Genomic DNA, 20,985 nt, shown 5'->3' on the forward strand with positions numbered 1-20,985 from the left:
GCGTCGCCCGTGATCGTCAAACCCATGTCCAGATTGGCGGCCCTGATGCGGACCGGCGTCGATTTCGCGCGAAAAGGTCCGGCGCTCCGCGCCCTTCTGGCGATCCTGTTGCTGGGTCCGCCCCAAGGGGCCTGCGCGATGAGGGACCAGGATGGCTGGAGCACGTTCAAGGCCGACTATCTCGCCGCGGACGGGCGGGTGATCGACACCGGCAATGGCGGCGTCAGTCACAGCGAGGGTCAGGGCTACGGCATGCTGCTGGCCGAGGCGCACGGCGATCGCGCCGCCTTCGACCGGCTGTGGGGCTGGACCGGCGTGAACCTCATGCGCGACGACGTGCGGCTGTTCCGCTGGCGCTATGATCCGAGAGTCCCCCGAAGCGGCGCGGATCCCAACAACGCCACTGACGGCGACATCCTCATCGCCTGGGCGCTGCTGCGCGCCTCCAGACGCTGGAACGACCGGAGCTACGCGGCCGATTCCGCGGCGATCCGCGCCGCGATCGCCAAGAGGCTGGTCGCCGAGATCGGCGGGCGGCGGGTGCTTCTGCCGGGCCTGGACGGCTTCCGCCAGCAGGACGCCGTCATCTACAACCCGTCCTATTTCGTCCTGCCGGCCCTGCAGGCCTTCGCCGCCGCCGATCCGGCCGGCCCTTGGGACCGACTGATCCAGGACGGCCTCACCGTGGCGCGCGACGCCCAGTTCGGCGCTCAGTCTCTTCCCGCCGACTGGGTCCGGATCAGCGCTTCCGGCGCCGTCACGCCCGATCCCGGCCATCCGCCTCGCTTCGGCTTCGACGCCGTTCGCGCGCCGCTCTACCTGGTGTGGGGAGGGGTCGCCGGCCAGGCCCCCGCGACCGCTTCCGCGCGCTTCTGGCGACGGTACGAGGGCGCGAACTGGCCGCCCCCGGCGTGGATCGACGTTCAAACCGGCGCCAAGGCGGCCTTTCCCCTGTCGCCGGGCGGCCAGGCGGTGGCGCGCCTGGTCGCCGATCTGCCGGCCCAGAAACTCAAACCCGCGCCGGAGGACTACTATTCCGCCGCCCTGGGCCTTCTCGCCGAACAGGCCGCTCGGGAGCGCCGTTCCCGGGGTGCGTCACAAGGTCCCGTCAGGCCTTGACCCGGTTGAGCTTAACGGCGGTTAACACTACATCGCCTCTTGACCGTGGAACCAGGGTTTCAAGGGGCAGAACAGGACCGGCGTGATGAGCAAGGATGTCGAGCAACTGTTCCGCAACATCAACCAGACCAACATCCCCTATCGGGAGTTCGAGCCGCCGAACGTGCCGTCGCCGGCCGTCGGATACGTCGAGCTCGAACGCGAGCTGACGACCTGGGCGGACAACCCCGCCCCCGCCGCTCCCAGGAGCAAGGTGTTCCGAAGATATCTGTCGAGCGGCAGCGTCGAAGCCCAACCCGCCGCCGGAACCGCGCTGGAGTCGATCTTCGACCGCATGCGCGAAAAGTGCCAGGCCGCCACCAAGGGCTGAACCCGGCCGCCCGCGCCAACTCAGACCTTCCGGGCGCTCCACCGCCCCCAGCCGGCCTGGCCCACGCCGACCGCGAAGGCGACCAGTTCGGCGTCGCTCCACAGGTAGTAGGTGGAGAAGAAACTCCACTGCATCAGGGTCAGGTCGATGATGAAGGCCACGTGGGTCAGCACGACCAGCAGCTGGAAGGCGGTCATGAACAGGATCCAGGCCCGGCGCTCGACCGCGCACAGAGCGATCAGAAACAGCAGGTAGACGATGTCGACCGTGAAGATCCCCCACTGCACCGCGGCGCGGTCGGGGGTCTGGACGGCGGCCGAGATGAACCAGGCGGCGACGGTGGCCACGGCCAGCCAGCGCTCCAGCCGTCGGCCGATCAGCAGGGCCAGGGCGCAGACGGCCAGCATGACCGTGGCGGCGATCTGGGTCGGCAAGATCGAGAAGAGGTCCGAAAAAAACTGAAACATGCCGCCCCCGCGCCAGGAGCGACATGTTTCTCACGAATCGAGATCGCGCCAAGGGCCTTGGCTAGGCGCTCCCGACCTCCCGCAGCCGACCGGTGCGCGGAATGTCGCCCTCGTCCTTGTCGCCGCCGCCCACCAGGGTCACGCGGCGCAGCCCCACCTGGTCCTTGGTCCGCGCCAGGGCCTCGTGGGCGGCGATCAGCGCGCGACGGGCGTGGGCCATGCCCGAGGCGGCCTCCAGCACGCGGTCGACGGCGTGCTGGCCGACGCCGGCGGCCAGACCCGCCTCGAGCCGCGCGCGCGGCATGGCGGCGATCAGGTCGCCCATCAGGGCCAGGGTGGTGTCCACGGCCTCCTCGGTGGTGAACAGGCGGCTGGCCAGTTGCTCGGCGACGATGCGGCGTTTCATGTGGCGGTCTCCCCGCGCCCTCGGGCGCATTGCTGAACGGATGACGGGCGCCCGGCGCCCGCGCGGGTTCAGCCCCGGGGTCAGCCGTAACGCAGGTGTTGGAAGACGTGGGCCACTTGCCGCGTCCCCAGGAGGGCGCCGATCAGCAGGCTGCAGGCGGCGGCGATGGCGAGGACGGCCAGCACCCGCATCGCGGGGCTCAGGACATGATCGTGCCGTCCGCCCACTTCTCGTGAAAAGCCTCGTCCAGGACCGTGGCCGAGATGATCAGGATCTCGCGCAGCACCATCTCCGGCGGCTTGGGACGGGCCTCCTTGCGCACCGCCGAGACCAGGTCGCGGATCAACGGCGCCAGGTCCTCGGGCGAGAGACTCAGCAGCTGGCGCTCCAGCTCCGTCCAGGCGAACACCGGCATCGGCGGTCGGTTCGCCAAGGGCGGAAAGCCGGAGTCGAAGGCCTCGGCCGCCTCGCGGATCTGCAGCGCCTTGCGGACCAGCTGGCCCAGGCGAGCCCCCGTCAGATGGGTCGCCTCGTTGTCGTTCGTCACGCTCGTGATCATGATCTTCGTCCGTCTCTGGGGATGTCGAGACGGCAGCGGACGGCGGCGGCGGGACGGACGACAGTCCCATTGAGTCGCTGTGGGATTCAGTCCCATGGCCGGCCCGACCGGTCGCGGGGGGCGGCGGAGCGGGAGCGGCGATCTGTTCGTGGGCGGTCAGCGCCCGGGCCGCGGCGCGGCGGCCGCTGACGCCCAGCTTGCGGCAGGCGCTTTCGACCAGGGCGTCGGCGCGCGACTTGGAAACCCCCATCAGGGGGCCGATTTCCTTGGAAAGCCTGTGCTCGGCGACCCAGCGCAGGGCTTCCCGCTCACGCTGGGTAAGCAGCTCGATATTGGGCGCCGAAGGGATCGAGGACCTGTCCATCACGCTCGAGATCGATCACCGCGTGCGCCCGACGCGCCGCCTGCGGTGCAAGAATGCATTGCGGCCGGCCAAGGCCAAGCCGATAGTTCCGCATCGTCATCTCCGTGTGGGACGCGCCTTGAATACGCCGACCGGTCCAGACCCCATCGACGTCGCGGTCGGAACCCGCATCCGGGTTCAACGACGGCACTTGAAGATCAGCCAGGATGAGCTGGCCCAGGCGCTGGGGCTGACCTTTCAGCAGGTCCAGAAATACGAACGCGGCGCCAACCGGGTCTCGGCCTCGATGCTGGTGCGCATCGCCGCCAGGCTGCACACGACGGTCGGCAGCCTGGTGGGCGAGGACGTCGTGGCCGAACAGGACGTGGCCATGCTGACGGCGCTTTCGACGCCGGGCGCGATCGACCTGCTGCGGGCCTACAGCCAGGCCACGCCCAAGGGGCGCAAGACCATCCTGACCGTGGCCAAGACCCTGGTCGAGCCGGACGAGACGGCGGGCGCGGCCTAGGCGGCTCCCGCCTCCAACCGCTCGATCCCCTTGACCCCGGCCTCGGTCAGCGAGGCCACCAGCGCCTCGACAGCCGCGTCGACCTGCGCCGGATCGCGGCCGCGGATCACCAGGCTGGCGCCGTAGACGTCGGGCGGGGCGAAGAACGGATAGCTGCCGATCGACAGGTCCGGATGAGCCTTGGCCACCGCTTCCAGCGGCGCGGCGATCGTGCCCTCGCCGGTGCCGGTGACGCGGACCGTCTTGCTGATCACCACCGCCCCGGTGCGCAGGCGCGGCCCGACGTCGTCGAGCATGCCGCGCATGATCGCCGGCACGCCGGCCAGCACGAAGACATTGCCGATCTGGAAGCCGGGCGGGCCCTGGACCGGGTTCTTCACCAGCACGCCGCCTTCGGGCACGTGGGCCATGCGCCGGCGGGCGGCGTTGGGCTCGCCCCAGCGCTCGCGCAGCAGGGCCATGATCTCGGGATGCTCGGGCGCCGTCACGCCAAAAGCCTTGGCCACCGAATCGGCGGTGATGTCGTCATGGGTGGGGCCGATGCCGCCGGTGGTCACGACATAGTCGTACCGGGTGCGCAGGGCGTTGACCGCGTCGACGATCTCCTGCTCGACGTCGGGCACGATCCGCACCTCGCAGACGTCGACGCCGTAGGTGGCCAGATACTTGGCGATGGCGTTGAGGTTCACGTCCTGGGTGCGGCCCGACAGGATCTCGTCGCCGATGATCAGAACCGCCGCCGTCACGCGCTCGCTGGCCGTCATCGTCTCGATCCCCTACATCCGAACATCTCTGCCGTCCGACTTAAGGCCCCCATGCTTCTCCCGCAACCGATGGCGCGCGGCGTGATCGTCCAGCGCTACAAGCGCTTCTTCGTCGACATGGTGCTGGACGACGGACGCGAGATCACCGCGCACGTGCCCAATCCTGGAGCCATGCTGGGTCTGAAGGACCCGGGCCTGGCGGCCTGGGTGTCGTGGTCGGGCGATCCCAAGCGCAAGCTGGCGTGGACGCTGCAACTGGTGGAGGCCGACGAAGGGCTGGTCGGGGTGAACACCATGAACCCCAACCGGCTGGTCGCCGAGGCCCTGGCGGCCGACGCGATTCCCGAACTGTCCGGCTACGCGACGGTCCGCCCGGAGGTGAAGTACAGCGAGGCCAGCCGGGTCGATTTCCTGCTGACCCACCCCGACCGGCCGTCCTGCTGGCTGGAGGTCAAGAACTGCCACTACCGCCGCGACGGGACCCTGGCCGAGTTCCCCGACTGCGTGGCGGCCCGCAGCGCCAAGCACCTGAAGGACCTGGCGGCCGAGGTCGCCAAGGGCGCGCGGGCCGTGCAGCTGTTCGTGGTCCAGCGCACCGACTGCGACAGCTTCGCCGCCTGCGATGACCTCGATCCCGTCTACGCCAAGGGTTTGAGCGACGCCGCCCGCGCGGGCGTTGAAGTTCTGTGCTATCGTTGCGACATAAGCCCGAACGAGATCCGTATTTCCCGGCGCATTCCCTGGCGGGACGCGTCGTCAGTTTGAGACCAGACCGCCATGACCCTTGAAGACACGGCCGAGATCGAAGCCGAGACCCGCACCGGCGCGATCAAGATCCACAAGCCCGCCGACTTCGAAGGCATGCGCAAGGCCGGCAAGCTGGCCGCCGAGTGCCTGGACATGCTGATCCCGCACGTCCAACCCGGCGTCTCGTCCGACCATCTGGACACCCTGGCCCGCGAGTTCATCCTCGATCACGGCGCTCTGCCCGCCTGCCTGTTCTATCGCGGCTATCCCAAGACGGTCTGCATCTCGCGCAATCACGTGGTCTGCCACGGCATCCCCGGCGAGTGGGCGCTGCGCGAAGGCGACATCGTCAATATCGACGTGACCGTGATCGTCGACGGCTGGCACGGCGACACCTCGCGGATGTACGGCGTCGGCGAAGTGGGCCCGCGCGCCCGCCGCCTGGTCGAGATCACCTACGAGGGCATGAAGCGCGGCCTGGACGCGGTGAAGCCGGGCGCGACCCTGGGCGACATCGGCCACGCCATCCAGTCCTATGTCGAGGCGCAACGTTGCAGCGTGGTGCGCGACTTCTGCGGCCACGGCCTGGGCAAGGTGTTTCACGACGCGCCCAACATCCTGCACTTCGGCCGCCCCGGTCAGGGCGCGGTGCTGAAGCCGGGCATGTTCTTCACCGTCGAGCCGATGGTGAACCTGGGCAAGCCGGCGGTGAAGGTGCTGGGCGACGGCTGGACGGCCGTGACCCGCGACAAGTCGCTGTCGGCCCAGTGCGAGCACTCGATCGGCGTCACCGAGGACGGCTACGAGGTGTTCACCGCCTCGCCGACGGGACTGTTCCAGCCCGCGATCCTGGGCGGGTAGAAAGACACCCTCTCCCAGAGGGAGAGGGTTTACAATGACTCGACAACCCCCAATTGATCTGACCTACTTCCTGCTCGCATGACGAGGTCGGGATGGTCAGCGGCAGATCACTCAGGGCGACGGAGTCCAAGGCGACAGGCGTCGCGGACGCCGCCCCGCCCAAGTCCCCGCCCAGCCACGCCCCCAAACACGCGCTGGGCCACCGCGAGCGTCTGCGTGAACGCGCCAAGGCCGGCGGCCTCTCCGCCCTGCCCGACTACGAGCTGCTGGAGCTCTATCTCTTCCGCACCTTCGCGCGCGGCGACGTCAAGCCGATGGCCAAGGCGCTGATGGCGCGGTTCGGCTCGTTCGGGGCGACGATCTCGGCCTCGATCGAGGAGCTGAAGACCGTGTCCGGCGTCGGCGAGACCGCGGCGGTCGATCTGAAACTGCTGCACGAGGCCGCCTTGCGGGCCGGTCGCGACAAGATCGCCAAGCGGCCGGTGATCTCGTCCTGGACGGCGCTGCTGGGCTATGTCCGGGTCGCCCTGGCCAACGAACCGCGCGAACAGTTTCGCGTCCTGTTTCTCGACAACCGGAACCAGCTGATCGCCGACGAGGTGATGAACCACGGCACGGTCGACCACGCCCCGGTCTATCCGCGCGAGGTGATGCGCCGGGCGCTGGAGCTGTCGAGCAGCAACATCATCCTGCTGCACAACCATCCCAGCGGCGACCCGACGCCGTCGCGGCCCGACATCGAGATGACCAAGCAGATCGTCGAGGCCGGCAAGGCGCTGAAGATCAATGTCCACGACCACCTGGTGGTCGGCCGCGACGGGGTGGCCAGTTTCAAGGCGCTGGGGCTGTTCTGAGAAATCCTCCCCCTGTGGGGGAGGTGTCGGCGCAGCCGACGGAGGGGGGATAATTGGGCTTCACCGGGGCAAGACCGCTAACGCAACTCCCCCCACCGATCGCTTCGCGATCACCTCCCCCACAGGGGGAGGAACACCTTGACCCCGCCTCCCCGATCCCCGAGCGTGGCCGCAAGTAACACGCCACGTCGGAGTCAAGATGTCCCGCCTGCTGACCGTTCTCCTCGGCTCCGCCGCCCTGTTGGCCGCCACCGCCCCTCCTCCCGCCAGTTGGGCCGCCGACGCTCCGGTCTCCAAGGCCGCCAAGATCTCGAAGGAAGATTGGGCGTTCCATGAAAAGGTCCTGACCCTCGACACCCACCTCGACACGCCCGAGCACTTCGCGCGCCAGGGCTGGAGCATGGTCGACCGTCACGAGGTCAAGGCGGACGGCACCCAGGTCGACCTGCCGCGCATGAACGCCGGCGGCCTGGATGGCGGGTTCTTCGTGATCTACACTCCCCAGGGCGCCCTGACCGCCGAGGGTTATCGCGGGGCCCGCGACTTCGCCCTGGAGCGCGCCACCGAAATCCGCGAGATGGTCGCGGCCCATGCCGACAAGTTCGAGCTGGCCTACACCGCCGACGACGCCGAGCGGATCAACAAGGCGGGCAAGAAGTTCGTCTTCCAGAGCATCGAGAACAGCTGGCCGATGGGTGAGGACCTCACCCTGATGCAGACCTTCCACGCCACCGGCGTGCGCCTGGCCGGGCCGGTGCACTTCAAGAATAACCAGTTCGCCGACAGCTCGACCGACAAGCCGATCTGGCACGGCTTCTCGCCGCTGGGCCTGCGCTGGCTGGCCGAGGCCAACCGGCTGGGCATCGTGATCGATGTCAGCCACGCCTCCGACGACGTGGTCGACCAGGCCGTGCAGCTGTCGAAGGTCCCGATCATCGCCTCGCACTCGGGCGCCAAGGCGATCTACGACCATCCGCGCAATCTGGACGACGGCCGCCTGAAGAAGATCGCCGACGCGGGCGGGGTGATCTGCATCAACTCGGTCTATCTGAAGAACACCAACGCCAGCCCCGAACGCCTGGCCGCCCTGAAGGCCCTGGGAACCGCGCCCGACAGCGAAACCGCCACCGAGGCCGAGATCGTCGCCTATCTGAAGAAGCGCGCCGAGGTGGACGCCAAGTTCCCGCCGGTCCGCGCCAGCTTCGAGGACTTCATGGCCAGCCTGACCCACACCCTCAAGGTGGTCGGGCCCGAGCACGTGGGGATCGGCGCCGACTGGGACGGCGGCGGCGGGGTGGTCGGCTTCGAGGACGTCGCCGACCTGCCCAAGGTCACCGCCCGGCTGAAGGCGGCCGGCTACACCGACGCCGACCTGGCGGCGATCTGGGGCGGCAACGTGCTGCGGGTGGTGCGCCAGGTTCAGGACTACGCGGCCAAGGCGGCGAAGTAAGACCCTCCCCTGTGGGGGAGGCGGCCGAAGGCCGGCGGGGGGAGTTTTAAGGCTTCGATCCAGGTTATGGTCGCCTGCCGATCACTCCCCCCTCCGTCGGCTTCGCCGACACCTCCCCCACGGGGGGAGGACCTAGCGTCCCGCCGCCCGTCTCCGAAACGCATCCCAGAACCGCCAAAGCATCAGCGCCGTCAGGATCGCCGCATAGATCAGCGGCGGCCGATGGTCGGCTTTCACCAGCAGGTAGTAGTGGGCCACGCCCAGCGGGACGATCAGGTAGATCAGCCAGTGCAGCCTCTGCCAGGCCGCCCGGCCCAGGCGGAGCACCCAGCCGTTGGTCGAGGTCACGGCCAGCGGGATCAGCAGGGTGAAGGCCAGCATGCCCAGGGTGATGAAGGGCCGCTTGAGGATGTCCTTCCACAACTGGCCCCAGTCGAAGAACAGGTCGACGCCGATATAGGTCAGCAGGTGCAGGCAGATGTAGCTGAAGGCGAACAGGCCGATCGTGCGGCGAAAGCGGACCAGGCGCGGCTTCCGCAGGATGCGCGCGGCCGGGGTCACCGCCAGGCCGACCAGCAGCAGGCGCAGGCCCCAGACGCCGATCTGGCGGATCAGGGTCTCGATCGGATTGGCCCCCAGGTCGTCGCTGAACACCCGCCAGGCCAGCCAGACCAGCGGCGCGAAACAGGCCAGCCAGACGACGGCGTAGACCAGGTTGTCCCGGGTCTTGGAGGGGCGCTTGCTCCGGACCGGCCGCTTCACCGAGGCGTCCATCAGAAGTTCCGCTTCAGGTCCATGCCGCGATAGAGGTCGGCGACGTACTGGCCGTAGCCGTTGAACGGCAGGGTCTCGCGGCGGCGGAACTCGCCGATCCGGCGCTCGGTGGCCTGCGACCAGCGCGGGTGGTCCACGGCCGGATTGACGTTGGAGTAGAAGCCGTACTCGCGCGGGGCCAGATCGTTCCAGGCCGTGCGCGGCATCTTCTCGACCAGGCTGATCCGCACGATCGATTTGGCGCCCTTGAAGCCGTACTTCCAGGGCACGACCAGCCGGATCGGCGCGCCGTTCTGGTTGGGCAGGACGTCGCCGTAGAGGCCCACGGCCAGGATCGTCAGCGGGTGAACCGCCTCGTCGATCCGCAGGCCCTCGCGATAGGGCCATTGCAGGGTGTCCCAGCGCTGGCCCGGCATTTCGGAGGGCCGCTTCAGGGTCTCGAAGGCGACGAACTTGGCCTTCGAGGTCGGCTTGACCTGGGCCAGCAGGTCCTTGAGCGGGAAACCCACCCAGGGGATCACCATCGACCAGCCCTCGACGCAGCGCATGCGGTAGATGCGCTCCTCCAGCTTGTTGGCCTTGATCAGATCGTCGATCGCGAAGCTGGTCGGCGCCTCGCACTCGCCGTCGACGCGAAGCGTCCAGGGCCGGGTCTTGAGGGCGCCGGCGTTCTCGGACGGATCCTCCTTGTTGACCCCGAATTCGTAGAAGTTGTTGTAGCTGGTGATGTCCTTCCTGGAGGTCGGGGTCTCGGTGGTCGAGAAGCCCGGCCCGTAGGTCAGGCCCCGCGCGCTGGCCGTCCCGGCCGCCGCCAGCAGACCCAGTCCCGCCGCCCCGCCGATGAACTCGCGCCGCCGCAGATAGAGGCTCCGGTCGGTGACGTCATTGTCGGTCAGGTCGGGGGCGTGGCGGATCAGCATGGGCGGGCTCCGAGGGGGGCTACCTTGGAGGATACGTGCTGGGAGCGGGAATGGTTACAGGAAGTCTGTGGAATGCGACCACTTGCCCCCTACGGGTCGCTTCGCGACCGTCTTCCCCCACAGGGGGAAGAGGAACCGCCGCCGGCGTCGCGCGTCCTCCGCCCCCTATGGGGGCGGACAGACCGCGAAGCGGTCAGGTGGGGGCAAGTCCGTGAGCCACTAACCCCTCACCACCGCCTCGAACGCCCCCCGGGCCTCCAGCTTCGCCTTGGCCAGCTTGGTCTTCAGCGACCGGAACTCGCGCACCCCGCCCGCCCGGGCCAGCAGCGTCCGGAACGCCTTGGGCTCGGTGTCCGGGTCGTGGCCGTCCTCCAGCGCCACCTTCAGCAGCTGCGACAGGTCCTGCTCCAGCCGCCAGGCCGCCTCCAGGGCGCCCAGCGCCGCCGGGTCGCCCAGGCCCGCGCGGCCCAGGGCCGCCAGGGCCTCGCCGGTGTTCTGCGCCAGGGGACCGCCGCCCGCCGCGTGGACCAGCTGCAGGAACTGGGCGGCGAACTCGATGTCGACCAGGCCGCCGGGGGTCAGCTTGAGGTCCCAGTCGCCCTTGCCGGGCCGCTCGTCCTCCATCAGCTGGCGCATCTCCAGCACGTCGACGGCGGTCTTCCGGGGGTCCCGCGCCCGGCGCAGGGCCGCGGCGATCGCCGCCTCGGCCCGGGCCTGGAACGCGGCGGACGAGGCCCAGATCACCCGCGCCCGGGTCAGGGCCTGCAGCTCCCAAGTCTCGGCCTCGCGCTCGTAATAGTCCTCGAAGGCCGCGTAACTGACCGCCACCGGCCCCTTCGTGCCGGACGGCCGCAGCTTCAGATCCACCTCGTACAGCGTGCCCTCGCCGGTCGGCGCCGACAGGGCCGAGGTCAGGCGCTGGGTGAAACGGGCGTAGAAACTGTCGGCCGCCCAGCCCTTGATCGCCGAGACCGCATCCCCTTGGCCGGCCGGATCGTCGGCGGCGTACAGCGTCATCAGGTCCAGGTCCGACTTGGCGGTCATCTCCCGCGAGCCGGCCTTGCCCAGGGCGACGACGGCGACCTGGCCCGGGAAGCCGCCGCCCAGCCGTTCGACCTCGGCCAGGGCGGCGGGCGCCAGGCCCCGGACGATCACGTCGGCCAGGTCGGCGAAGGCAGCGCCGGCGTCGCGGGCCCCGGCCGTGCCGCTGATCACCCGCACCCCGATCCGGAAGCTCTGGTCGCGGAACAGGCGCCGCGCGGCGTCCATCGCGCCCTCGAAATCGGCCGGATCCCAGGGGGCGTCCTTGGGCATCTCCATCGGCCCGAAGAAGGCCGGGTCCAGCAGGGCGTCCAGGGCCGTGGGCCGCCGCGCCAGGGTGCTGGCCAGGCGCGGGGCGAAGGCCATGACCTCGACGATCAGCTCGAACAGTCGCGGCTGGGCCAGGAACAGCGACTGGATCTGCACGCCGCTGCTCAGGCCCGCGAAGAAGTCGCCGAACCGGTTGAAGGCGTCGTCGGGCGCGCCGGTAGCGTTGGCGGCGTCCAGCAGGCGCGGCGCCAGGCGGGTGAACAGCTCGCGGCCTCGCGCGGTGCGGGTGGCGGCGATGTGGCCGTGGTGCCAGCCGCGGATCGTGGCGGCCACCCTCTCTGGATGCGAAAAGCCCATGCGCCTGAGCGTGGCCAGGGTCTCCGGATCGTCCTCGACGCCGGTGAACACCAGGCTGCCGAACCGCGACGACAGCTCCTCCTCGCCCTTGAACAGCGCGCCGTAGCGACGGTTCACGCCCTTGAGGATGTTGCCGACCACGGCGTCGAAACCGCGCAGCGCGCCGTGTCCCCACAGGGCCGCCACCTTCTTGCGGTCGGTGTCGGACTCCGGAAGCTTGTGGGTCTGGTCGTCGGCGATCATCTGGGCCCGATGCTCCAGGGCGCGCAGGTCGCGGTAGGCCTTGATCAGATAGTCGCGGTCCTCGGGCGTGACGTGACCGGCGTCCGACAGGGCGGTCAAGGCCTCCAGCGTGCGCGGGCTGCGCAGGTCCGGATGACGACCGCCCAGGATCAGCTGCTGGGTCTGGACGAAGAACTCGATCTCGCGGATGCCGCCGCGCCCCAGCTTCAGGTCCGCCCCCTTGGCGGTCAGCCGGTCGTCCACCTTGTAGGCGTGGATCTGGCGCTTGATCGAATGGATGTCGGCGATGGCCGCGAAGTCGAGGTTCTTGCGCCAGATGAACGGCTGCAGCTCGGCCAGGAACGCCGCGCCGCGCCCGAAGTCGCCGGCGCAGATCCGCGCCTTGATGTGTGCCGCCCGCTCCCAGTTCTGGCCGACGCTCTCGTAGTAGTCGAGGGCCGCGTCGATCGGCATGGCCGGCGGGGTCGAGGACGGGTCGGGACGCAGGCGCAGGTCAATGCGGAACACGTAGCCGTCGGCTGTGCGCTCGGCCAGCAGTCGGCCCAGGTGGTTGGCGATGCGCACCGCCACGCCCTGCGGCTCGACGCCCTCGGTGACCGGCAGGGTCTCGGGCGCGTAGAAGATCGAAAAGTCGATGTCGCTGGAATAGTTGAGCTCGAAGGCCCCGTGCTTGCCCATGGCGATGCAGAACAGGCCCGGGGCCGGGCCGTCCGGCCCCTCGCCCACATGGGTCAAGGCCCCGCGCGCCACCTCCAGCCGCACGGCCTGGGCCAGGGAGGCGTGCAGGGTCGCGTCGGCGAAGCGGGTCAGGGCGGCGGTGACCGCGTCCAGGTCCCAGACCCCGCCCAGGTCGCACAGGGCGGTCAGCAGGTGCAGGTCGGCCTTCAGTTCGCGCATCGCGCGGCGGGCGGTCTCGAAGTCCGGCTCGGCCCCCACGGCCTCGGCGGCGGCCAGGATGCTGGCCAGCCGCGCCTCGGGGTCGCCGTCCAGGATCGAGGGCAGCCGCTTGGCGTCGCGCCGCGCCAGGCCGGTCAGATAGGGCGAGGCGGAAAACACCGGAGCCAAAGCGGGCCAGGCGGCCTCGACCAGGGGCGCGGCCTCGCCGACCCGTCGCGTGATCGTCTCATGCGCCCGTTCGGCGGCCTTGGGATCGACCACGGGGCCGCAGGGGGTGAGGCGTTCGAGCAGGCGAGTCATGGCGGCCACTGTGGCCGCCGCTCCCGGCTTCGTCATCCCCTAGCCGGTGAACAGCTTCACATACTCCTCGATCGGACGACGGGTGATGGTGTCGTTGACATAGACCTGAACGACGCCGCCCTCGGGCTTGAGCATCCGCACGCCCGCGACGCGCATTCGGTCGAACACCCCCTCGACGATCTTCGGCTGGAGCACCAGCTCGCGGATGTTGGAGGCGTTCGGCGCGGGCTTCAGCTTCGCCAACCCCCGCGCCTGCAGCGCCGCGAACAGCTGGTCAGCGGCGGCGAAGGCGGCGCGGTGGCGGGCCTCGAAGTCGTCCAGCGCGCCCAGGGCCAGGATCGCGCAGGGCCAGCCTTGGTAGATCGTCCCGCCGAACCGGTGGCGCAGGTCGCGGACCTTGGCGATGTCGGCCTTGGAGCCGGCCAGCACCGCCCCGAACGGCGCGTCCAGATACTTGTAGAGCGAGACATAGACGGTATCGAACAGGGCGGCCGTGCCGGCGATGTCGTAACCCGGCGGGGCCAGCAGAAGGCGCGCGCCGTCCAGGTGCATTTTGATGGACTTGGCCCTGGCGTAGGTCGAGATCTCGCGGATCAGGGCCGGATCGATCATCTCGCCCTTCAGGCGTCGCACGGGGCTTTCCAGGACGATCGCCCCGACGCGCAGCGGATAGGGACCGTTCTCGGCCTCGTCGACGGCCGCCCGGATCTCGGCGAGGCTCGGCCCCGCCCGCCCCTCGGCCAGGGCCACCAGGTTCAGGCCCGACAGAAGCTGGGTCGCGTCGCTTTCGTCGCGATAGAGATGGCTTTCGTGCTGGACGATCACCCGCGAGGCGTCGCCCGCTAGGACGCGGGCCGCCAGGTGATTGGCCAGGGTGCCGGTGGCCAGGAAGGCGCAGTCCTCCTTGCCCAGCAGCTTGGCGAACCGGGCCTCCAGTTCGGCGACGGCGCCGTTGGCCAGGTAGGAGTCGCGGGGCTTGCCGCCGCGCTGGATCAGTTCGAGCAGTCGTCGGGCGCCGCGCTCCGGATCGGGCGGCGCGCTGTCGCCGACCAGCCAGACGCTGCGGGCGTCGACAGGGGGAAACGACGGCGGGGCGGACTGCCGCGCCCAGCTCACGGCGGGGGCCGCCGCGGCGACCAGGGACAGCGACAGGAAATGGCGACGATCCATCGGAAACCCTCGTTGGCGACAGAACCCGCATACCATCGCCGGGTGCGGCCGCGACGTTAAAGCTTGCTCATGATCGCCGTCGCTTGACAGCCGATGTTACAGGCGTAATCGTTGGAGTCGGAGATCGGAACGCCATGAACATCACTCAGGCCGAAAGCCGCATCATGGACGCGCTGTGGACGCGCCATCCGTTGACGGTGGACGAGATCATGGCCGAGGTCGCCGAGCCGCAAGGCTGGGGCGAGGCGACGGTCAAGACGCTGATCAACCGGCTGCTGAAGCGCAAGGCGATCCGCTCGGACCGCATCGAGGGCCGGGCGCGCTACGCCCCGATCATCCAGCGCGCCGACTATGTGCAGGCCGAGAGCCAGAGCCTGCTGAACCGACTTTTCGACGGCCAGCTGACGCCGCTGGTGGCGCATTTCGCCCAGCATCGCGCCCTGTCGACCGACGAGATCAAGCAATTGAAGACTCTGATCGAGGGTCTCGAACATGATGGCTGAACTGCTGGCCCTGACCCTGTTGCGCACCCAGGCGGCGGCCGCCGCCGCGGTGCTGCTGGTCCTGCTGCTGCGCGGTCCGATGCGGACGGTGTTCGGCGCCGGCCTGGCCTATCGCCTGTGGGCCCTGGTCCCGGTCGCGGCGATCGCCACGGTGTTCCCCAGCCTGTCCGAGACCCTGGGTTCGGGGGCTCCTCCGCCTCTGATGGGCGAGGAGCGCGCGGTGATGGTGATGGCCGTCTGGCTGGCCGGCTGCGTCGCCCTGGCCACGGTGATCCTGCTGCAGGAACGCGCCTTCCGGGCCCGGGCCCAGGCCGGCCGCGCCGGTCCGGCGGTCATGGGCGTCTTCTGGCCTCGGGTCGTGCTGCCCGCCGACTTCGCCGCCCGCTTCGACGAACAGGCGCGCAAGATCGTCGACCTGCACGAGCGCGCCCACATCAAGCGCGGCGACCCGGTCGCCAACCTAGCCATCGCCGCCATCCAGGTCCTGGGCTGGTGCAATCCGCTGATCCATGTCGGCGCCCTGTGCGCGCGGCTGGACCAGGAAATGGCTTGCGACGCCTCGGTCCTGAGCCTGCGTCCCAACCTGCGGCGCACCTATGCCCAGGCCCTGGTCGAGGCGCACACGCGCCGGACCGGCTCGCCCCTGGCCTGCTTCTTCGCGGCCCATCCGCTGCTGCTGCGGGTCAAGCTGCTGGCTCGGCCCGAGCCCAGCTATCGCCGCCAGACCGCCGGCGCCGCCGCGATCGCCCTGATGGCGGTGATCACCGCCCTGGGCGTGTGGACGGTCACCCCGCGCGGCCCCCTGCCCAGCCAGGAGATCTCCTGGCCCGGCCGGTTCGTCGGCGACAGCCCGGTCGACGGCATCACCCTGCCCAAGCTCAACCACTGATCCCGTCGATCGATCGCGGCCCCGCGTCCGTGGCTTGACGGTCTGGATTACATCTGTAACTTTCGAAGACTACAGATGTAATCCACGCTTGGCGTGGAGGGGTGGGGCCGACCATGACCTTCGTTCTCAGGATGCCGGCGAACCGAGGCCCTCGCAGTCATCGCAAGGCGCTGGCGGTGAGGATCTTCGAGCTGAGCGTCATGGCCCTGATCACCTTCGCCGTGGGCCTGATGGTGATGTTCACCGTGCAGTACGAGCTGGAGGTCGAGCCCAAGGCCCCGGCCAGGGAGGGCGCCCAGCTGATCGCCGCCAGGTCGATGGCGCGGGTGCGCTGGGCCAGCGTCAAGCCTCGGCTGATCGCCCGCCTGGCCCAGCCGCACGCCCTGGAGCTGGGCAAGGTCTGGGCGCGGCGCGACGGACGGGTCTGCGGCCTGGTCAACGGCTGGGGCAGCTTCGGCGGCCTGACGGGCATGACCCGCTTCTACGCCCAGGGCGACGAGCCGGTGTTCAAGCAGGACGACCGCCCCGACTTCGAGCAGGAATGGTGGGCCTGCCGGCGCGACCGCTACGTGGTGATCCGCGACGGCTCGGAGGAGACGGGATTCTGCCCGACCAAGCTGGGGCGGGAGCGATGCCATGACGTGGTGTACGGGCGTCCGGAATAGGTCGAGGCGGCGATCACTTGCCCCCTACGGGCCTTCGGCCGTCTTCCCCCAGAGGGGGAAGAGGAGCGAAGGGGATGAGCCCCCTACTCCACCCGCGGCAGCACCAGGGCCACGCGCAGGCCCGGCCCGAAGCCGCCGTACTCGCCCGGTCCCTCGGCCAGTTCCAGCCGCCCGTCGTGCGAGGCGGCCACCGCCTGGACCAGCGACAGGCCCAGGCCCGCCCCCGGCTCGCTGCGGCTGTTCTCCAGGCGCACGAAGCGCTGGACGACGCGGGCACGGTCGGCCTCGGGCACGCCGGGGCCGGTGTCGGTGACCGAGAATTCCAGCTCGCCCGACGAGGTGCGCCGGGCCCGCAACATCACCGCCCCGCCCTCGGGCGTGTACTTGATGGCGTTGTCGAGGAGGTTGGCCAGGGCCTGGGCGATGAACTCGCGGTTGCCCCGGATGCTGAGCGCGGGGACGATCTCGGCCTTGAAGTCCAGGCCCTTGTCCTCGCAGCTGGCCTCGTAGAGCTCGGCCATGTCCGAGGCCAGTTCGCTGGCGTCGAAGACTTCCTGGTTGGGCGCCTCGCCGGCCGCCTGCAGACGGGCGATGGCCAGCACGGCGTTGAAGGTCTTGAGCACGCCGTCGGCGTCGACCAGGGCCGTCTCCAGCGCCGCCATCGCATCGCCCTTGCCGTTCTCGGCATCGATCAGGGCCACCTCCATGCGGGCCCGCAGGCGGGTCAGGGGCGAGCGCAGGTCGTGGGCGATGGCGTCGCCGGCGTGGCGCAGGCCGCCCATCAGCCGCTCGATGCGATCGAGCATGTCGTTGAGGCCCTCGGCCAGCTCGTCATACTCGTCGCGGGTGCCGCGCACCTGGGCCCGGGCGTGCAGGTCGCCGGCCCGCACCGCGTTCACGACGTCGACCAGGCCCTGCATGCTGCGCGAGACGTTGCGGCTGATCAGCAACCCGCCGGTCAGGCCCAGGATGATGACCAGCGCCCCGGCCCCGCGCAGGGCCCGGACGATGTTCATCACATAGCCTTCCGACTCCTGGACGTCGGCCCCGACGAACAGGGCCTCGCCGCCGGTCAGGCGCTCCTGCACGCCCCGCGCCGCGCGCTTGACCTCGGCGCCGTCGATGTCGGTCTCGGTGAGCTTGAAGGTCTCCCAGGTCGGGCCGGGGCCCTCGAAGTCGTCGATCGGCGACTCCTCGATCGAGCCGGAGATCCGCTTGCCCTCCTTGTCGAGCAGCAGATACAGGAACGGCCGCTCGCCGGTGGCGCGCTCGACGATGGTCTGGTTCAGGGCGTTGATCCCGCCCACCCGGTAGGCGGCCTCCAGGCTCTCCATTTCGCGGGTGATGTCGGCGTCGGCGCGCCGGTTCACCTCGCCGGCCGTGGCCAGGTAGATGTAGCCCATGAACGCGCTGGCGCCCGCCGCGAACAGGGCCAGGAACAGCAGGGTCAGCCGGAACGGCGTGGATCGGATCAGGCGCGGCAGGCGCATGGGCTAGCTCTTCTTGCCGAGCAGAGCCGCGACATCGCGGCGGCTATCGATAATACGAAGCAGGTGAATGCCGCTCTCGTCCTGTAAAGGTTCATACACGATGAGCCATGGCCCGACAGAAAACGATCGCGGGCCGCCTTCGAAGTCAGAGCGGAGTCGCCCCATGAGCGGGCGCCGCGCGAGACGGCGAAGAGCAGTTTCGAAACGATCGACAATCATTTCCGCTCGCGACAAACCGCTGTCTTCTACGATCCACGTATAGAGTTCTCGAATGTCTCGTCGAGCTTTCGCGGATCTTACGACCGTGGGCGACGTCATTCAGGGCTTGGAATTATTTGCGAACTCGGCACGAAGATCGGCCAATATGTCGTCCATATCCCATGGCTCGGCCTTGCCTTCCGCGAACTCCTGACGCGCTTCCCGGAGCGACTCATTAATCGCATCGCGGTTGCGCGCGATCCACGCTTCCATCTCGGCCTCGGAAAGCTCCGGGCCGAAAAGCTCGTCGTCATCGGGAACGGGCTGGGCCAGCTTGTTCATGGGTCCAACCTATCACGGGTCGGCCAACGACAAAACCTAGACGCCGCCTACGGATCGAGCCGGTAGCCCGCGCCGCGCACGGTCTGCAGCATGGCCCGGTCGAAGCCCTTGTCGATCTTCGAGCGCAGCCGGGAAATGTGCACGTCGATGACGTTGGTCTGCGGGTCGAAGTGGTATTCCCACACCTTCTCCAGCAGCATGGTGCGGGTCACCGACTGGCCGGCGTGGCGCATCATGAATTCCAGCAGTTGGAACTCGCGGGGCTGGAGATCGATCTCCTTGCCCTGGCGATGGACCGTCCGGTTGATCAGGTTCATTTCCAGTTCGCCCACCTTGAGGGTGGTCGCGACCGCGCCCGTCTCGCGGCGGCGCGACAGGGCGTCGACCCGGGCCATCAGTTCGGCGAAGGCGTAGGGCTTGACCAGATAGTCGTCGGCCCCGGCCCGCAGGCCCACCACGCGGTCGTTGATCTCGCCCAGGGCCGAGAGGAACAGCACCGGCGTCTGGTCGCCCTCGCGGCGCAGGGTCTCGACCACCTCGACGCCGTTCTTCTTGGGCATCATCCGATCGACGATCATCACGTCGAAACCGCCCTTGCCCGCCTCGGTCAGGCCGGCCTCGCCGTCGGGGGCGTGGACGCAGGCGTAGCCGGCCTCGGTCAGGCCGTGGCTCATCGCCGCCGCCGCCTCGAGATCGTCCTCGATGATCAGAATACGCATGCGCAAATCCCCAGATGCACGAAAGGGCGCCACCGTGCGAATCGATGACGCCCTCTATCGTGTTGTCGTCACGTCCCGGCGATGGTGACGTGATCCGCGCGCGGGCGAAAGCCCCCGCGCACCACCGTTACGTCATTGCGTTACGGCGTGATCTTCAGCGGCACGATCGTCGGACGACCGGCGCGGATGATCCGCAGGTTGACGCTGGGACGCTGCAGCTTCTTGGCGGCGTCCACCGCCGAGGCCACCTGGGCGGCCGAGGTGACGGGTTCGCCGTTGACGCTGGTCAGCACGTCGCCCTTGCGCAGGCCCTTCTCGCCGGCGTCGGAATTGGCCTTCACGCCGTCGATCAGCACGCCGCGGACGGCCGGGTCGATGCTGTAGGTGCGGCGCGCCGCATCGTCGATCGGCGCCAGGCTCATGCCCAGGGCTTCCGACTTCTGGACCTGCGGCTTGGCCGGCGCGTCGGCGCCGCCCTCGTCGGTGTCGTCGTCGTTGAGGGCCAGCTCCTTCTCGGTCGGACGCACGCCCGACTTGATCTCCACCGTGCGGGGCTTGCCGCCGCGCAGGACCGACAGCTTCAGGGTGTCGCCCGGACGGCCTTTGGCCACTTCGCGGGTCAGTTCCGAACCGCTCTTGATCGCCACGCCGTTGACGGCGGTGATCACGTCCTCGGGCATCAGGCCGCCCTTCTGGGCCGGACCGCCTTGCACCAGGTCGGCGACGATCGCGCCCTTGACGTCGCCCAGACCCTGGGCGTCGGCCATTTCCTTGGTGAAGGGCTGGATCTGCGCGCCGATGTAGCCGCGCACAACCTTGCCGCCGGCGATCAGTTGCTTGGCGGTGGCTTCGGCCACGTCGGCGGGGATGGCGAAGCCGATGCCCACCGAGCCGCCGGTCGGCGAGAAGATCGCGGTGTTGACCCCGATCACCCGGCCGTAGATGTCGAACGACGGACCGCCGGAATTGCCCCGGTTGATCGGCGCGTCGATCTGGATGTAGTCGACGAAGGTCGACGAGCTGTCGCCCAGGTCGCGGTTGTAGGCCGAGATGATGCCGGCCGTGGCGGTGCCGCCCAGGCCGAACGGGTTGCCGATGGTGATCACCCAGTCGCCGACCCGCGGCTTGGCCTGGTTCTCGAAGTTCACATAGGGGAACGCCGCGCCCTTGGCCTTGGGATCGACGACCTTCAGCACGGCCAGGTCGGTGCCTTCGTCGCGACCGACGATGGTGGCCTTCAGCTCGCGGCCGTCCTTCAGGACGACGTTGATGCCGTCGTCATCGGCGTCGGCGACGACGTGGTTGTTGGTGACCAGATAGCCGTCGGCCGAGATGAAGAAGCCCGAGCCCGAGGACTGCTGCTTGGGCCCCGGCGCGGGCTCTTCGCCCTCCTCGCCCGGCTTCTGGCCGCGCGGCACGATGTCGAAGCCTTCCAGGCCGGGGATGCGCAGGCGCGGGGCCGCGGCGGCCTTGGAGGTCACGTCGATCTGCACCACGGCGGGCGAGACCTGTTCGAAGATGTCGGCGAACGACATCGGCGCGCCGGGCGGCGGCGCGAACATCGGGGCCGGAGCGCCCGAGGTGCGGATCACCTGGGCCGGCTCGGCCGCCCCAGCGGGCGCCATGCGCATGCCGACCCCGGCCAGCGCCGCGCAGGCCACGCCCGCGCCGGCGACCGCACCGACAAAGAAACCAGACTTCCTAGCAGCCATCTTACGTCTTTCCTCACCCACGGCGC

The 20,985-nt window shown here is 69.4% G+C and carries 23 protein-coding genes and 1 pseudogene; 10 read left to right on the forward strand and 14 right to left on the reverse strand.

Annotation, left to right across the window (positions count from 1 at the left end; translation table 11 throughout):
• The first annotated feature begins 9 nt into the window (after nucleotides 1-9).
• Nucleotides 10-1,119, forward strand: coding sequence for a glycosyl hydrolase family 8 (locus ASD21_RS14900; RefSeq protein ID WP_200941441.1), 1,110 nt, complete (start codon nucleotides 10-12; stop codon nucleotides 1,117-1,119).
• Between the two features lie 85 nt (nucleotides 1,120-1,204).
• A complete protein-coding gene (locus tag ASD21_RS14905; RefSeq protein WP_056442702.1) occupies nucleotides 1,205-1,489 on the forward strand; it encodes a hypothetical protein in 285 nt (94 codons plus the stop codon).
• Between the two features lie 20 nt (nucleotides 1,490-1,509).
• Here the strand turns inward: ASD21_RS14905 and ASD21_RS14910 are convergent, their stop codons facing one another.
• The 4 genes and pseudogenes from ASD21_RS14910 to ASD21_RS25250 all read right to left on the reverse strand — a co-directional run.
• Nucleotides 1,510-1,956 (reverse strand): hypothetical protein, encoded by a 447-nt coding sequence (locus ASD21_RS14910; RefSeq protein ID WP_056442705.1) that lies wholly within the window; start codon nucleotides 1,954-1,956, stop codon nucleotides 1,510-1,512.
• A 61-nt stretch (nucleotides 1,957-2,017) separates the two neighbouring features.
• The gene (locus ASD21_RS14915) at nucleotides 2,018-2,362 is read right to left on the reverse strand and encodes a hypothetical protein (protein WP_056442708.1); all 345 of its coding nucleotides are present in this window, start codon (nucleotides 2,360-2,362) and stop codon (nucleotides 2,018-2,020) included.
• 199 nt (nucleotides 2,363-2,561) lie between these two features.
• Nucleotides 2,562-2,921, reverse strand: a complete 360-nt coding sequence (locus ASD21_RS14920) for a hypothetical protein (RefSeq protein WP_056442711.1) — start codon at nucleotides 2,919-2,921, stop codon at nucleotides 2,562-2,564.
• 175 nt (nucleotides 2,922-3,096) lie between these two features.
• A pseudogene (locus ASD21_RS25250) lies at nucleotides 3,097-3,285 on the reverse strand (LuxR C-terminal-related transcriptional regulator); the annotation flags it as partial.
• Nucleotides 3,286-3,403: 118 nt separating this feature from the next.
• On the opposite strand from ASD21_RS25250, the gene ASD21_RS14925 reads away from it, so the two are divergent.
• On the forward strand, nucleotides 3,404-3,793 hold the full coding sequence (locus ASD21_RS14925) for a helix-turn-helix domain-containing protein (protein WP_056443190.1): 390 nt from the start codon (nucleotides 3,404-3,406) through the stop codon (nucleotides 3,791-3,793).
• Here ASD21_RS14925 and ASD21_RS14930 read toward each other — a convergent pair.
• Nucleotides 3,790-4,557 (reverse strand): competence/damage-inducible protein A, encoded by a 768-nt coding sequence (locus ASD21_RS14930; RefSeq protein ID WP_056442713.1) that lies wholly within the window; start codon nucleotides 4,555-4,557, stop codon nucleotides 3,790-3,792. The two genes, ASD21_RS14925 and ASD21_RS14930, sit on opposite strands and share 4 nt — an antisense overlap.
• A 51-nt stretch (nucleotides 4,558-4,608) precedes the next feature.
• On the opposite strand from ASD21_RS14930, the gene sfsA reads away from it, so the two are divergent.
• From sfsA to ASD21_RS14950, 4 genes are all read left to right on the forward strand, one after another.
• A complete protein-coding gene (sfsA, locus tag ASD21_RS14935) occupies nucleotides 4,609-5,322 on the forward strand; it encodes a DNA/RNA nuclease SfsA (protein ID WP_056442716.1) in 714 nt (237 codons plus the stop codon).
• A gap of 12 nt (nucleotides 5,323-5,334) precedes the next feature.
• Nucleotides 5,335-6,165 (forward strand): type I methionyl aminopeptidase, encoded by an 831-nt coding sequence (map, locus tag ASD21_RS14940; RefSeq protein WP_056442720.1) that lies wholly within the window; start codon nucleotides 5,335-5,337, stop codon nucleotides 6,163-6,165.
• Between the two features lie 92 nt (nucleotides 6,166-6,257).
• A complete protein-coding gene (gene radC, locus ASD21_RS14945; protein ID WP_056442723.1) occupies nucleotides 6,258-7,019 on the forward strand; it encodes a RadC family protein in 762 nt (253 codons plus the stop codon).
• A 199-nt stretch (nucleotides 7,020-7,218) separates the two neighbouring features.
• A complete protein-coding gene (locus ASD21_RS14950; protein WP_056442727.1) occupies nucleotides 7,219-8,469 on the forward strand; it encodes a dipeptidase in 1,251 nt (416 codons plus the stop codon).
• A gap of 132 nt (nucleotides 8,470-8,601) precedes the next feature.
• Here the strand turns inward: ASD21_RS14950 and msrQ are convergent, their stop codons facing one another.
• The 4 genes from msrQ to ASD21_RS14970 form a co-directional block, all read right to left on the reverse strand.
• On the reverse strand, nucleotides 8,602-9,243 hold the full coding sequence (gene msrQ / locus ASD21_RS14955) for a protein-methionine-sulfoxide reductase heme-binding subunit MsrQ (RefSeq protein WP_056442731.1): 642 nt from the start codon (nucleotides 9,241-9,243) through the stop codon (nucleotides 8,602-8,604).
• Nucleotides 9,243-10,163, reverse strand: coding sequence for a protein-methionine-sulfoxide reductase catalytic subunit MsrP (gene msrP / locus ASD21_RS14960; protein WP_056442734.1), 921 nt, complete (start codon nucleotides 10,161-10,163; stop codon nucleotides 9,243-9,245). Before msrP ends, msrQ begins: the two co-directional genes overlap by 1 nt.
• A gap of 219 nt (nucleotides 10,164-10,382) precedes the next feature.
• Complete coding sequence (locus ASD21_RS14965; RefSeq protein ID WP_156398390.1) at nucleotides 10,383-13,271, reverse strand: bifunctional [glutamine synthetase] adenylyltransferase/[glutamine synthetase]-adenylyl-L-tyrosine phosphorylase; 2,889 nt, start codon at nucleotides 13,269-13,271, stop codon at nucleotides 10,383-10,385.
• Between the two features lie 39 nt (nucleotides 13,272-13,310).
• Nucleotides 13,311-14,441 (reverse strand): threonine aldolase family protein, encoded by a 1,131-nt coding sequence (locus ASD21_RS14970; protein WP_056442740.1) that lies wholly within the window; start codon nucleotides 14,439-14,441, stop codon nucleotides 13,311-13,313.
• A gap of 134 nt (nucleotides 14,442-14,575) precedes the next feature.
• Between ASD21_RS14970 and ASD21_RS14975 the strand changes: the two genes are divergently transcribed.
• From ASD21_RS14975 to ASD21_RS14985, 3 genes are all read left to right on the forward strand, one after another.
• Complete coding sequence (locus ASD21_RS14975) at nucleotides 14,576-14,944, forward strand: BlaI/MecI/CopY family transcriptional regulator (protein WP_035078147.1); 369 nt, start codon at nucleotides 14,576-14,578, stop codon at nucleotides 14,942-14,944.
• Nucleotides 14,934-15,833 carry a M56 family metallopeptidase gene (locus ASD21_RS14980; protein ID WP_056442742.1) on the forward strand — a complete coding sequence of 300 codons (900 nt, stop codon included), beginning with the start codon at nucleotides 14,934-14,936 and terminating at the stop codon, nucleotides 15,831-15,833. The genes ASD21_RS14975 and ASD21_RS14980 overlap by 11 nt, the downstream gene beginning before the upstream one ends.
• Before the next feature lie 113 nt (nucleotides 15,834-15,946).
• On the forward strand, nucleotides 15,947-16,498 hold the full coding sequence (locus ASD21_RS14985; RefSeq protein ID WP_056442745.1) for a hypothetical protein: 552 nt from the start codon (nucleotides 15,947-15,949) through the stop codon (nucleotides 16,496-16,498).
• An 83-nt stretch (nucleotides 16,499-16,581) separates the two neighbouring features.
• Here the strand turns inward: ASD21_RS14985 and ASD21_RS14990 are convergent, their stop codons facing one another.
• The 5 genes from ASD21_RS14990 to ASD21_RS15005 all read right to left on the reverse strand — a co-directional run bounded on the left by ASD21_RS14990 (nucleotide 16,582) and on the right by ASD21_RS15005 (nucleotide 20,959).
• Nucleotides 16,582-17,988, reverse strand: coding sequence for a sensor histidine kinase (locus ASD21_RS14990; protein WP_056442748.1), 1,407 nt, complete (start codon nucleotides 17,986-17,988; stop codon nucleotides 16,582-16,584).
• A 3-nt stretch (nucleotides 17,989-17,991) separates the two neighbouring features.
• Entirely contained in the window at nucleotides 17,992-18,306 is a 315-nt protein-coding gene (locus tag ASD21_RS23425) for a type II toxin-antitoxin system RelE/ParE family toxin (protein WP_082554790.1), read from the reverse strand.
• Nucleotides 18,307-18,528: a hypothetical protein gene (locus tag ASD21_RS14995; protein ID WP_056442751.1), complete on the reverse strand. Its 222-nt coding sequence runs from the start codon at nucleotides 18,526-18,528 to the stop codon at nucleotides 18,307-18,309.
• 47 nt (nucleotides 18,529-18,575) lie between these two features.
• Entirely contained in the window at nucleotides 18,576-19,247 is a 672-nt protein-coding gene (locus ASD21_RS15000) for a response regulator transcription factor (RefSeq protein WP_056442753.1), read from the reverse strand.
• A gap of 140 nt (nucleotides 19,248-19,387) precedes the next feature.
• Nucleotides 19,388-20,959 carry a trypsin-like peptidase domain-containing protein gene (locus ASD21_RS15005; RefSeq protein WP_056442754.1) on the reverse strand — a complete coding sequence of 524 codons (1,572 nt, stop codon included), beginning with the start codon at nucleotides 20,957-20,959 and terminating at the stop codon, nucleotides 19,388-19,390.
• Nucleotides 20,960-20,985: the final 26 nt, after the last annotated feature.

The organism is Caulobacter sp. Root1455, assembly GCF_001426905.1.
Lineage (GTDB): Bacteria > Pseudomonadota > Alphaproteobacteria > Caulobacterales > Caulobacteraceae > Caulobacter.